The 12,521-nt window shown below is 74.2% G+C and carries 12 protein-coding genes; 6 read left to right on the forward strand and 6 right to left on the reverse strand.

All coding sequences use genetic code 11. The features are described from left to right. The first annotated feature begins 123 nt into the window (after positions 1–123). From ACWDUZ_RS08880 to ACWDUZ_RS08905, 6 genes are all read left to right on the forward strand, one after another. Positions 124–1,233 carry an ADP-ribosylglycohydrolase family protein gene (locus tag ACWDUZ_RS08880; RefSeq protein WP_451631106.1) on the forward strand — a complete coding sequence of 370 codons (1,110 nt, stop codon included), beginning with the start codon at positions 124–126 and terminating at the stop codon, positions 1,231–1,233. Positions 1,234–1,313: 80 nt separating this feature from the next. Further along, positions 1,314–2,450: an ADP-ribosylglycohydrolase family protein gene (locus ACWDUZ_RS08885; protein WP_451631107.1), complete on the forward strand. Its 1,137-nt coding sequence runs from the start codon at positions 1,314–1,316 to the stop codon at positions 2,448–2,450. A gap of 8 nt (positions 2,451–2,458) precedes the next feature. Beyond that, on the forward strand, positions 2,459–3,649 hold the full coding sequence (locus tag ACWDUZ_RS08890; protein ID WP_451631108.1) for an ADP-ribosylglycohydrolase family protein: 1,191 nt from the start codon (positions 2,459–2,461) through the stop codon (positions 3,647–3,649). After that, positions 3,637–5,001 (forward strand): ADP-ribosylglycohydrolase family protein, encoded by a 1,365-nt coding sequence (locus ACWDUZ_RS08895; RefSeq protein ID WP_451631109.1) that lies wholly within the window; start codon positions 3,637–3,639, stop codon positions 4,999–5,001. The genes ACWDUZ_RS08890 and ACWDUZ_RS08895 overlap by 13 nt, the downstream gene beginning before the upstream one ends. After that, positions 4,998–6,212: a CaiB/BaiF CoA transferase family protein gene (locus ACWDUZ_RS08900; RefSeq protein WP_451631110.1), complete on the forward strand. Its 1,215-nt coding sequence runs from the start codon at positions 4,998–5,000 to the stop codon at positions 6,210–6,212. Before ACWDUZ_RS08895 ends, ACWDUZ_RS08900 begins: the two co-directional genes overlap by 4 nt. Continuing rightward, the gene (locus tag ACWDUZ_RS08905; RefSeq protein WP_451631111.1) at positions 6,209–7,075 is read left to right on the forward strand and encodes an HpcH/HpaI aldolase/citrate lyase family protein; all 867 of its coding nucleotides are present in this window, start codon (positions 6,209–6,211) and stop codon (positions 7,073–7,075) included. Before ACWDUZ_RS08900 ends, ACWDUZ_RS08905 begins: the two co-directional genes overlap by 4 nt. Before the next feature lie 94 nt (positions 7,076–7,169). Here ACWDUZ_RS08905 and lgt read toward each other — a convergent pair whose 3' ends face one another. The 6 genes from lgt to trpC form a co-directional block, all read right to left on the reverse strand. Further along, positions 7,170–8,222, reverse strand: coding sequence for a prolipoprotein diacylglyceryl transferase (lgt, locus tag ACWDUZ_RS08910; RefSeq protein WP_451631112.1), 1,053 nt, complete (start codon positions 8,220–8,222; stop codon positions 7,170–7,172). Positions 8,223–8,320: 98 nt separating this feature from the next. Then, positions 8,321–9,094 (reverse strand): DsbA family protein, encoded by a 774-nt coding sequence (locus ACWDUZ_RS08915; RefSeq protein ID WP_451631113.1) that lies wholly within the window; start codon positions 9,092–9,094, stop codon positions 8,321–8,323. Between the two features lie 154 nt (positions 9,095–9,248). After that, positions 9,249–10,067: a tryptophan synthase subunit alpha gene (trpA, locus tag ACWDUZ_RS08920; protein ID WP_451631114.1), complete on the reverse strand. Its 819-nt coding sequence runs from the start codon at positions 10,065–10,067 to the stop codon at positions 9,249–9,251. Then, positions 10,064–11,347, reverse strand: a complete 1,284-nt coding sequence (trpB, locus tag ACWDUZ_RS08925; RefSeq protein ID WP_451631115.1) for a tryptophan synthase subunit beta — start codon at positions 11,345–11,347, stop codon at positions 10,064–10,066. Before trpB ends, trpA begins: the two co-directional genes overlap by 4 nt. A gap of 76 nt (positions 11,348–11,423) precedes the next feature. Then, positions 11,424–11,648, reverse strand: coding sequence for a tryptophan biosynthesis modulator TrpM (gene trpM / locus ACWDUZ_RS08930; RefSeq protein ID WP_451631116.1), 225 nt, complete (start codon positions 11,646–11,648; stop codon positions 11,424–11,426). A gap of 21 nt (positions 11,649–11,669) precedes the next feature. Beyond that, positions 11,670–12,479: an indole-3-glycerol phosphate synthase TrpC gene (trpC, locus tag ACWDUZ_RS08935; protein WP_451631117.1), complete on the reverse strand. Its 810-nt coding sequence runs from the start codon at positions 12,477–12,479 to the stop codon at positions 11,670–11,672. Between the last annotated feature and the right edge of the window lie 42 nt (positions 12,480–12,521).

Here is a 12,521-nt window from a genome sequence, read left to right on the forward strand (position 1 = left end):
AGACTGCACAGATGTCGTACGGGTGATGCTGCGGACGACGAGGCTGCGTGACCCCACGGACCGGGGACAGTTCCGCAAAGGGTTCTGCGCCGGCACCGGCGCCCTGGAGAAGGAGAGCCCGCGATGGCATCCAGCGCCGGTGATCCTCCGGCCGCCCTTCGCGACCGGGCGCGCGGCGCGCTGCTCGGCCTCGCCGTCGGAGACGCCCTCGGGGCTCCCGCGGAGAACCTCAAGCCCTCCGAGATCCGCGCCCGCTGGGGCCGGATCACCGGCTACGTCACCGAGCACCCGGCCGGCACCGACGACACCGAGTACGCCCTCTTCTCCGGGCTGCTGCTCGCCCGGCACGGATCCGGGCTCACCCCGGCCCACGCGGAGGCGGCCTGGCACGAGCACATCGCCGACCGCGCCGACGGCCCCTTCCGTGGCGCCGGGTTCAGTGAACGGGGCACGCTGGAGAACCTCCGCCGGGGCCTGGCCGCGCCCGTCTCGGCCCAGCACCGGCACGCCTGGAGCGACGGCCTGGCCATGCGGGCGGCGCCGTTCGGGGTGTTCGCCGCCGGCCGGCCGGCCGAGGCGGCCCGGCTGGTCGCGATCGACGGCTCGGTCAGCCACGAGGGCGAGGGCATCCACGGCGGCCGGGCGGTGGCGGCCGGCGTCGCGGCGGCCATGGCGGGCGCGACCCCGGTCGCGGTCGTGGCCGCCGCCCTCGCCGTCGTACCGGACGACTCCTGGACGGCCCGCTCGCTGCGCCGGGCCACGGCCGCCGCCCACCGCGGCGAACAGGCGGTGCGCCGCGCGGTGGTCATCGGCGGCTACCCGTGGACCGACCTGGCCCCGGAGGCCGTGGCCCTCGCCTTCGGCGCGTACGCCGCCGCCGACGGCGACTTCCGCGAGGCGGTCCTCACCGCCGTCAACATGGGCCGCGACGCCGACACCACGGCGGCGGTCGCGGGCGCCCTGGCCGGAGCGACCCAGGGCGCCGCCGCCGTCCCGGCCCAGTGGGCGGCGGCCATCGGCCCGGCACGGGGCAGCTGCCTGCCGTCCATGGCCGGACGGCATGTGCTGGACCTGGCGGACCTGCTGGTGGAGAGGGGCGGGAGCGGGACCCGGGAGTCCGGGCCCGCGGAGCGGCGGGACGTGCTGCGTCCGGACGGCTCCGTGCGGCGCGCCGCGCTCCCCTGCCCCGCCGCCCGCGTCCTCACGGGCGACGAGAGCGAGATCGGAGCATGACAGGCCGGCGGCGCGTCGAAGGCTCCCGTGCGGCCGCGCAGGTCCCCCGTCCTCACCCACGACCAGATGGAGGTGGTCGCATGAGCAAGAGAAGCAGCGGAAGTCCCGGACGGATCGAAGGGCTGTTGCTGGGGCTGGCCGCCGGCGATGCCGCCGGGTGGCCGGCCGGGCGGCACCGAGCCGCGCGGATGCCCGAGTGGACCCGGCGGCTCACCCGTGAGCTGGACACCTTCGCCGAGCAGAACGCGACGACCACGCTGCCCGTCCCGATCGCCCTCAACCAGCCGCCCGAGCCTCTGTGCCTCGGCCCGTCCGACGACGCCGAATGGGCGGTGTTCGCGGCGGAGGCCCTGCTGCGGGCCGGGGACGACGACGCGCTCGGCGACCTCAGCCGGGAGCGGCGGGTGCGGGCCGCGATCGACCTCACCTGGAACGCGGTGGCCGGCGAGGTCGCCGCGGCCGCCGAACGCGCCCCCGAGGTGGAGTCGGCGGTGCTGCCGCTGCGCGCCCGCATCTCGGTGCGGGCCGGCCTCGGCAACCTGGCCACCGGCCTGCGCCCGCCCGCCACCGGACACGACAACCCGCACTACTTCGACGACGCGGCCTGTGTACGGGCGTGTGTGCTGGCCGTCGCCCACCCGGGCGACCCTGCTCGCGCCGCCGAACTGGCCGAGTTCGACGCCCGCTACACCCAGGACGGCGACGGGGTGCACGGCGCCCGGGCGATGGCGGCGGCGCTCGCGGCGGCCCTCGGCGGCGCCGGCGTCGAGCACTGCGTCACGGCCGCGCTGGCCGAACTCCCCGAGGGGACGGAGATCGGCCGCAACGCCCGGCACGCGCTGAAGCTGGCCGAGGACAGCGACGGCGCGTTCGCGCTGGTGCCGCTGCTGGAGCACCAGATCGTCGACCACGTCTACAGCTACGGCATCGCCGCCGCCGAGACCGTTCCGGTCGCCCTGGCCCTGGCCGCGGCGGCCGGCGGCCGGATCGACCGGGCCCTGCCCGCCGCGGTGTGCCTGTCCCGGCTCGCCGATTCCGCCCCGGCCCTGGCGGGCGCGCTCACCGGCGCTCTGGGCGGCGCCGACGCCGTCCCTGAGCCCTGGCGGGACGCCTGCCGCACCCTGTCCGGCTGTGTGCTGCCCCGTCTCACCGGCACCGACCTGGTGGAACTCGCCGGGCTCCTGGAAGCCGCACAACCGGCCGCACCAGGGGGATGATTCGGGGCATGACGCCCACAGCAGAAGACACCCGGGGAACCGGTCGCCGCACGGCATGCCTGGAGGAACGGATCACCGGGGCGCTCGTCGGCGCGGCCGTCGGCGACGCCCTCGGCGGGCCCGTCGAGGGCTACTCCCCCGACCAGATCCTTCAGCGCCACGGCGGCCGGATCCAGGGCGTCGTCGGCCCCTGGCACGGCGAGGACTGGCGGACCGCCCGTCCTCTCGCGCCGTACCACAAGGGAGACGGCCACGTCACCGACGACACCCTGATGACGCACGCGCTGGTCCGCGTGTACGCCCGGGTCCGCGACCATCTCGACGCGCACGCCATCGCCGACCACCTGGTCCCCGACCTGATGACGAACGCCCGCTGGATCCCGGAGCTGGAGGTCGAGACGCTGCCGCTGCACCGGGTGTTCCTGGCGGAGAAGTGGCTGGTGGCCCGGCTGCACTACGGCCATGCGGACCCGCGTGAGGCAGGCGTCGGAAACATCGTGAACTGCGGTGCCGCGATGTACATGGCCCCGGTCGGCCTGGTCAACGCGGCCAACCCGGCCGCCGCGTACACCGAGGCCCTCGACGTCGCGGGCGCCCACCAGTCGTCGTACGGACGGGAGGCGGCCGGGGTCCTGGCCGCCGGGGTGGCGGCCGCCTGCACGCCGGGGGCCACACCCGACTCGGTGGTGGCGGCGTGCCTGTCCGTGGCGAAGGACGGCACGCGGGCCGCGATCGAGAAGGTGTGCGAAGCCGCCCGTGACCACATGGACTTCGAGTCGGCGCTGGAACCGCTGCGGGCGGCGGTCGCGCCGTACGACACGGTCGGCCCGGACTACCGCAATCCCTCGCTCGGCGCCCGCCGGCCGTCCCGGCTGCACGCGATCGAGGAACTGCCCGTCGCGCTGGGCATGCTGACCGTGGCGCGCGGCGACTTCCGGCAGGCCGTCCTCGGCGCGGTGAACTACGGCCGCGACTGCGACTCCATCGCGACGATGGCCGGGGCACTGGCGGGAGCGCTGGGCTCGCCGGTTCCGGAGGACTGGGCGAAGACGGTGGCGGAGGCCAGCCGGCTGGACCTGTGGGAGCCGGCGCGCACGCTGACCGGGGTGACCCGGGAGATCTTCGACACAGACGTACGACGGCGGCGCGCCCACGAGCGGGCGTTCGCGCAGATGGGAGGTCCGGGATGCTCCGACTGACCTGGGTCCAGCCGGAGGACCTGCTGGGTCACGAGCTGCGCCAGGCGGTGCAGGACGGCCGGGAGCCGTCGGCGATCGCGGCACGGTGGCGGGCGGCGGGCGGCCCCGAGGCGCCGACGCGGGCGGGCGCCTCCCCGGAGCCCGCCTCACGCTATCTGCGTCTGCTCGCCGAGGACCTCCTGGACGAACTGGCCGAGCTGCCGAGCCGGCTGGCCGACGCCGAACCGACGGAACTGGCGGCGATCAAGGCGCTGTGCCCGAACTGGCCGGCACCGGCCGGCCGTCCCGCGGTGACCGACGAGGCCCGCTTCGAGGCCGCCTGGCTCGGCCGGGCGGCGGGCTGTCTGCTCGGCAAACCCGTCGAGAAGCTCCCCCTGGAGGGCATCCGGCAACTCGCCCAGGCCACCGGCAACTGGCCCCTGAGCACCTGGTTCACCGCCCGCGGCGTCCCCGAGGACCTGGCGGCGCGCTACCCGTGGAACCGTCGCTCCGCGGCCTGCTGCCTCGCCGAGAACATCGACGGCATGCCCGAGGACGACGACCTCGACCACCCGCTGCTCAACCTGCTTCTGCTGCAACGCCACGGCAGGGCCTTCACCACCGCCGACGTCGCCCGGCTCTGGCTGGAGGAACTCCCCGCCGGCCGCACCTTCACCGCCGAACGCGTCGCCTACCGCAACCTCCTGCTCGGCATCGAGCCTCCCCGCACCGCCCGCCACCGCAACCCCTTCCGCGAGTGGATCGGCGCCCTGATCCGCGCCGACGTGCACGGCTGGACCAACCCGGGCGACCCGGCGGCCGCCGCCGAGCAGGCGCACCGCGACGCCACCCTCACCCACACCGCGAACGGCGTCTACGCGGCCATGTTCACCGCCGCCGCCGTCGCCACCGCGGCCGCCGGCGCCCAGGACGTGCACGCCTGCCTGGCCACCGGGCTCACCGTGGTGCCGCCCGGCTCCCGGCTCGCCCGGGCGGTCCGGCAGGCCGTCCGCCTGGCCCGCTCCCACGAGGACTTCGACATGGTGGTGGACGCCCTGCACGCCGCCCACTCGGCCACCTACCACTGGGTGCACGCCGTGCCGAACACCGCGCTGATCGCCGCGGCCCTCACCCACGCCGACGGCGACTTCGAGGGCGCCGTCTGCCGGGTGGTCTCCGGCGGCTGGGACACCGACTCCAACGGCGCCACGGCCGGGTCCGTCTCCGGTCTGCTGGCCGGCTCCCCCGCCGCGCTGCCCGAGCGCTGGACGGCCCCGCTGAAGAACCGGCTGGCCTCGTCCGTCGGCGAGTTCCACGGCACCGGCTTCGACACCCTGGCGCACCTCACCCACCGGGAGGCGTCCCGCCCATGACGCCGCGCACAGCCGGGCCGCAGCCGCCGGCGCCCCTCGCCGGTCTGCGCGTCCTGGACCTCGCCACCCTCTTCGCCGGGCCGATCGCCGCCACCATGCTCGGCGACTTCGGTGCCGAGGTCATCAAGGTCGAACACCCCGACAAGCCCGACCCGGCCCGCGGTCACGGCCCGGCGAAGAACGGCGTCGGCCTGTGGTGGAAGCTGCTGGGCCGCAACAAACGCACCATCACCCTGAACCTGTCCACGCCCGGCGGCCGCGCCGTCCTGCTGCGGCTGGCCGCCGGCGCCGACGTGATCGTGGAGAACTTCCGCCCCGGCACGCTGGAGAGATGGGAACTGGGTTGGCCGGAGCTGTCGGCGGCCAACCCGCGGCTGGTCCTCGCCCGGGTCACCGCCTTCGGCCAGTTCGGCCCGTACGCGTCCCGGCCCGGCTTCGGGACCCTGGCCGAGGCGATGAGCGGGTTCGCCGCGATCACCGGCGAACCGGACGCGCCACCGACGCTCCCGCCGTTCGGGCTCGCCGACTCCATCGCGGGCCTGGCCACCGCGTACGCGGTGATGACCGCGCTGGCGGCCCGGGAGCGCACCGGCGCCGGCCAGATCGTCGACCTGGCGATCATCGAGCCGATCCTGACCGCCCTCGGACCGCAACCCCTGTGGTACGACCAGCTCGGCTACGTCCAGCCGCGCACCGGCAACCGCACCGAGAACAACGCCCCGCGCAACACCTACCGGACCCGCGACGGCACTTGGGTCGCCGTGTCCGCCTCGGCGCAGTCGGTGGCCGAACGGGTGATGCGCCTGGTGGGCCGCCCGGAGCTGACCGAGGAGCCGTGGTTCGCGACGGGCACCGGGCGGGCCGCGCACGCCGACGTCCTGGACGAGGCGGTCGGCGACTGGATCGCCCGGCACACCCGCACCGAGGTCCTGGCCGTCTTCGAGAAGGCCCAGGCGGCGATCGCGCCGGTCCAGGACGTGCGGGACGTGCTCGCGGACCCGCAGTACCAGGCCCTGGGCACCTTCGCCACGCTGTACGACCCGGAGCTGGGCCGGATGCGCATGCAGAACGTCCTCTTCCGGCTCTCCGCCACCCCCGGCGCGATCCGCTGGGCGGGCCGCCCGCACGGCGCGGACACCGACGAGGTGCTCACCGAGCTGGGCCTCACCCCGAAGGAGCTGGCCGCGCTGCGCGCGGAGGGCGCGCTGTGACGGCCACCGCCCCCTTCCCGCTCACCTGGCTCTACGCGCCCGGCGACCGCCCCCATGTGGTCGCCAAGGCCCTGACCTCGGGCGCGGACGTGGTGGTGATCGACCTGGAGGACGCGGTCGACCCGCACCGCAAGGCGTACGCGCGCGCCGCCACCGCCGAACTGCTCTCCGAGCCGCCACCGGTCCCGGTCCACGTGCGGGTCAACGCGGTGGACGGGCCGCTGGCAGCCGCCGACCTGGACGCGGTGGCCTCCCGGCCGGGGCTGGCCGGGCTGCGGCTGCCGAAGGTGACGTCGGCGCGGCAGGTCGTACGGGTCGCGCGGCGGACGGAGGGGACCGGAGCCGCGAGGCGCTCCCCCGCCTGCCGAGGGTCGGGGCCGCCGCTGTACGCCCTGCTGGAGAGCGCCCTGGCCATCGAGCACGCCTACGCCATCGCCCGTGCGCATCCGTCGCTGCGGGGTGTCTCGCTGGGTGAGTCGGATCTGCGGGCCGATCTCGGGGTACGGCAGGACGGGGGCCTGGACTGGTGCCGGGCCCGGGTCGTCGTCGCCGCCCGCGCGGCCGGTCTCGCCCCGCCTCCCCAGTCCGTCCACCCCGACATCCGGGACCTGGAAGGGCTCGCGGCCTCCTGCGCCCACGGCCGCGCCCTGGGTTTCCTGGGCCGCGCGGCCATCCACCCCCGTCAGCTGCCGATCATCGAGCGCGCCTATCTGCCGACCGACCGGGAGCTGGAGGAGGCCGAGACGATCGTCAAGGCGGCCAGCGTGGACCAGGGTGCTCAGGCGCTCGCCGACGGGCGTTTCGTCGACGCGGCGGTGGTGGCGGCGGCGCGGCGGACCCTGGCGCTGGCCCGCAGATGCTGACGGTGCCACACCGCGGCGTCCGTGCGGCCCGCATGCGGCGAGGGCACCCCCCGGCTCAGGGAGCGCCCTCGTGCGTGCGACCGCGCGGCCGGCGTCAGCCCTTCTTGGCCGATCCGGCCCCGTCCTTGACCCCGGCGTCCTCGGACCCGGTGTCCTCGGATCCGGTGCCCTCGGCGTCCGGCTCCTGCGGCGCCTGGTCCATCGCCCGATCCTGTGTGTCGGCGTCCGTCTTCGTGTCGGCGTCCGTCTTCGCGTCGGAGGCGTCCGGGGCGGCGGCCTCCGTGTCCGTGTCCGTGGTGGCCGGTGCCCCGGTTCCCTCACCGGCCGCCGACAGGGCCGGCTCGACCTCGGTCTCCCGGCCCGGCCGCATCTTCGCCGACACCACGATGTAGGTCACCGCGAGCAGGAACACGACCATCGCGGTCCAGTCGTTCAGGCGGAGGCCGAGGATGTGGTGGGCGTCGTCCACGCGCATGTACTCGATCCAGCCGCGGCCCACGCAGTACGCGGCGACGTACAGCGCGAACGCCCGGCCGTGGCCCAGTGTGAAGCGGCGGTCGGCCCAGATGACCAGCAGGGCGACGCCGACGCACCACAGGGACTCGTAGAGGAACGTCGGGTGGTAGTACCCCGGCAACCGGCCGTCGGCCGAGGAGGTGATGTGCAGCGCCCATGGAACGTGCGTCTCGCGCCCGTACAGCTCCTGGTTGAACCAGTTGCCCCAGCGGCCGATCGCCTGTGCGAGGACGATGCCGGGTGCGACGGCATCGGCGTAGGCGGGCATCGGCACGCCCCGGCGGCGGGCGCCGATCCACGCGCCCAGCGCGCCGAGGGTGATCGCGCCCCAGATGCCGAGGCCGCCCTCCCACACCTTGAAGGCGTCCACCCAGTCACGGCCCGCGCTGAAGTACAGCTCGTAGTCCGTGATCACGTGGTAGAGCCGGCCGCCGACCAGGCCGAACGGCACGGCCCAGATGGCGATGTCCGCCACCGTGCCGGGCCGTCCGCCGCGGGCGATCCAGCGCTTGTTGCCGAGCCAGACGGCGACGAAGACGCCGATGATGATGCAGAACGCATAGCCGCGCAGCGGAATCGGTCCGAGGTAGAGCACACCGCGCGACGGGCTGGGGATGTAGGCAAGTTCCATGGCAAGGTCGACGCTACCGCAGCCGGAGCGAAGCCACGTGGGGCGGCCCGGACACGGGTCCATAACGGGCGGCCCGCTCCAGGGCTTCACCAGGCGGTTCAGCCCTTGGCGGCCGATTCCACCATCTGCTTGAGTTTCTCGGGGGTCATGGTGCGGTCCTGGGCGATGTTCTTGCCGTTCAGCAGCACCGTCGGGGTGCCCGAGAAGCCTGCGGCCTGGAACGCCTTGTGGGACTTGTCGACCCAGCTGTCGTGCGTGCCCTTCTTCACGCACTGGGTGAAGGCCGGCGTGTCCAGGCCGTTCACCTTGCCGGCCAGGGCGATCAGCTTGTCGTTGTTCGCGAAGGCGTCGTCGGTCTCCTTGGGCTGGTTCTCGAACAGCACGTCGTGGTAGTCGCGAAACTTGCCGACGTCCTGGGCGCAGGCCGCGGCGTTGCCCGCGCGCAGCGAGCCGGTGCCGCCGAGGTTGCCGTCGATCAGGCGGACGATGTGGTACTCGACTCTGAGCTTGCCGGAGTCGGTCAGCTGGTGGATCGTCGGGCGGTACGCCGCCTCGAAGGCCTTGCAGGCCGGACAGCGGAAGTCCTCCCAGACCGTGAGCGTCGATGTGGCGCCGTCCTTGCCGACCGGGATCGCGAGGGCGTCCTTGCCCTGCGCCCCCGAGGGCGCCACGACCGGGCCGCTGCCGGCGCTCTTCTTCTTGCCGGAGTTCGCCGCGAGCACGCCGATCACCGTCGCCAGGCCCAGCACGCAGACCACGCTGACGGCCACGATCAGCGCGCGCCGACGCCGCTCCGAGGCCTTCTGCTTCTCGCGCTCGACCGCCAGTCGCTGGCGGGCGGTGCGCTTTCCCTCATGATTCTTCTCGCTCACACCACCAGAACGAACCGGGGAGGCGCATTGCGCCTCCCCGGTCCCAGGTCCACCCGTTCGGGTGATCATGTGGTGTGTGATGACGGCCGCGGACTCGTATCGGCGCGGCGGCCACCGGCGCTCGCGGCCGGCACGGCGCCCGGCCGTACGCGCGTCACGCCTGCCCGCGCACCCCGCGCGCCAGTTCGCCCGCCAGGTCTCGGACGGCCGCGACGCCGGCCGCCTGGTCCGGGGCGTCCAGCATCCGCTTGACGAACGCGGAGCCGACGATCACGCCGTCGGCGAAGCCGGCCACCTCGGCGGCCTGGGCGCGGTCGGAGACACCGAGGCCGACGCAGACGGGCAGGCCGGTGCCGGTGGCCCGGGTGCGCCGCACCAGGTCCTCGGCCTGCGCGCCGACCGACGCGCGGGTTCCGGTGACGCCCATCAGCGAGGCGGCGTAGACGAAGCCCGAGCCCACCTGGGTGATCTCGGCCAGCCGCTTGTCCTTGCTGCTCGGGGCGACGACGAAGACCGTCGCCAGGCCGTGCTTGTCGGCGTGCTCCCGCCACAGGGCGGACTCCTGGACGGGCAGGTCCGGCAGGATGCACCCGGCGCCGCCTGCGTCGGCGAGCTCCGCCGTGAAACGCTCGACGCCGTAGCGGTCGATGGGGTTCCAGTACGTCATGACGAGCACCGGCTTGCCGGTGGCCTCGTGGGCCTCGCGGACCGTGCGCATGACGTCCGCGATCCTGACGCCGCCGCGCAGGGCGATGTCGTCGGCGGTCTGGATGACCGGCCCGTCCAGGACCGGGTCGCTGTGCGGCAGCCCGACCTCGACGACGTCGGCGCCGCCGTCGAGGACGGCCTTGATCGCCTCGATGCCGCCGTCCACCGTCGGGAAGCCCGCGGGCAGGTAGGCGATGAGCGCGGACCGGCCCTCCGCCTTCGCGCCGGCGAGGGTGTCGTTCAGCAGCCGAATGTTCCCGCTCACTTGGCGTCCCCCTCGATCTCGGCGGTGTCGGTCTCGTCGGCGGCGACCTCGGCGTCGGTGTCGTACAGGCCGAAGTAGCGGGCGGCGGTGTCCATGTCCTTGTCGCCGCGGCCGGAGAGGTTGACGACGATCAGGCCGTCCGGGCCGAGTTCCCGGCCCACCTCCAGGGCGCCGGCCAGGGCGTGGGCGCTCTCGATCGCCGGGATGATGCCCTCGGTGCGCGACAGCAGACGCAGGGCCTGCATCGCCGCGTCGTCGGTGACCGCGCGGTACTCGCCACGGCCGGAGTCCTTGAGGTAGGAGTGCTCGGGGCCGATGCCCGGGTAGTCCAGGCCGGCCGAGATGGAGTACGGCTCGGTGATCTGTCCCTCGTCGTCCTGGAGGACGTAGGAGCGGGAGCCATGCAGGATGCCGGGCTCGCCGGCGGTCAGGGTGGCGGCGTGCTCGCCGGTGTCGATGCCGTGGCCGGCGGGCTCGCAGCCGATGAGCCGGACCTGCTCGTCGGGGATGAAGGCGTGGAAGAGGCCGATGGCGTTGGAACCGCCGCCGACGCAGGCGATCGCGGCGTCGGGCAGGCGTCCGGCGCGCTGGAGGAGCTGGCGGCGGGCCTCCACGCCGATGACCCGGTGGAAGTCGCGGACCATGGCCGGGAAGGGGTGCGGCCCGGCGACGGTGCCGAACAGGTAGTGGGTGCGGTCGACGTTGGCGACCCAGTCGCGGAAGGCCTCGTTGATGGCGTCCTTCAGCGTGCGGCTGCCGGACTTCACGGCGACGACCTCGGCGCCGAGCATGCGCATGCGGGCCACGTTCAGGGCCTGCCGCTCGGTGTCGATCTCGCCCATGTAGATAGTGCAGTCGAGGCCGAACAGGGCGCAGGCGGTGGCGGTCGCGACGCCGTGCTGGCCGGCGCCGGTCTCGGCGATCACCCGGCTCTTGCCCATGCGCTTGGTGAGCAGCGCCTGGCCCAGAACGTTGTTGATCTTGTGGGAGCCGGTGTGGTTGAGGTCCTCGCGCTTGAGGAACACTCGGGCGCCGCCGGCGTGCTCGGCGAACCGCGGCACCTCGGTCAGGGCGCTGGGCCGGCCGGTGTAGTCGACGAGCAGGTCGTCCAGCTCGCGGGCGAAGGCGGGGTCGTTCTTGGCCTTGTCGTACTCGACGGCCACCTCGTCGACGGCGGCGACGAGCGCCTCCGGGATGTACTTGCCGCCGTACGCGCCGAAGTAGCCGTCGGCGCCGGGGACCTGACCTTCCTGGTCAGGGAAGAAGAAATCGCTGGGCATGCCAGAACCTCACGGTGAGTGTGTGAAGAGACACTGTTCGCCGTGGGGGCGGGACCGGTCCGTCAGCAGCGGGCCGTCAGTGGCGGCTCGCGCCCGCGCGGCGGTGGCCGCGCACCGGACAGAGCCCCGCGCCCCTGGAGGGGCGCTGCCATCGCCGGCCGTTCACCTGCCCGGGCTCGTCACCGATGACGTAGCGCACGCGACGGCCGTGGACACGCCTGGCGGGGGCGCGGCAGCCCCTCGGGCGGCAGCCGCGCGCGAGGCGGGCATGCCGGTCCACGGTCGTCACGGTGAGAGTCATCGGCGTCAGCCTACCGGCTTCTCAGCCGCGGCCGTGGCGCAGCGCGGGATGGGCGCCCGCGGCCACCAGGTCGGCGACGGCCGTCTTCGGGTCGCGGCCGGTGACGAGCGACTCGCCGACCAGGACGGCGTCGGCTCCGGCGTTGGCGTAGGCGATCAGGTCGTGCGGGCCGCGGACCCCGGACTCGGCGACCTTGACGACGGTGTCCGGGATCTCGGGGGCCACCTGCTCGAAGGTGTCGCGGTCGACCTCGAGCGTCTTCAGGTTGCGCGCGTTGACACCGATCACCTTGGCGCCCGCGTCGACCGCGCGCTCCACCTCGTCCTCGTCGTGGACCTCGACGAGCGGGGTGAGTCCGATGGACACCGCGCGCTCGATCAGCGACTCCAGAGCCGGCTGTTCGAGGGCGGCGACGATCAGCAGGACGAGGTCCGCCCCGTAGGCCCGGGCCTCCCACAGCTGGTACGACGTGACGATGAAGTCCTTGCGCAGGATCGGGATGTCCACGTGGGCGCGGACCGCCTCCAGGTCGGCCAGCGAGCCGCCGAAGCGCCGCTGCTCGGTCAGCACCGAGATGACGGCCGCGCCGCCCGCCTCGTAGTCGGCGGCGAGCCCGGCGGGGTCGGCGATCGCGGCCAGGGCGCCCTTGGAGGGGCTGGAGCGCTTGACCTCGCAGATCACTTTGACGCCGTCGCCCTTGAGCGCGGCCACTCCGTCCTTGGCGGCCGGAGCCTTGGCCGCGCGCTCCTTGAGCTCGTCGAGGCTGACGCGCGCCTGCCGCTCCGAAAGGTCGGCACGGACTCCGTCGATGATCTCGTCGAGCACACTCACGCGAGCGGCCCCCTTCCAGACGGTGCGATGTTCCAGCGGGTC

This window comes from Streptomyces sp. NPDC003393, from assembly GCF_053589015.1.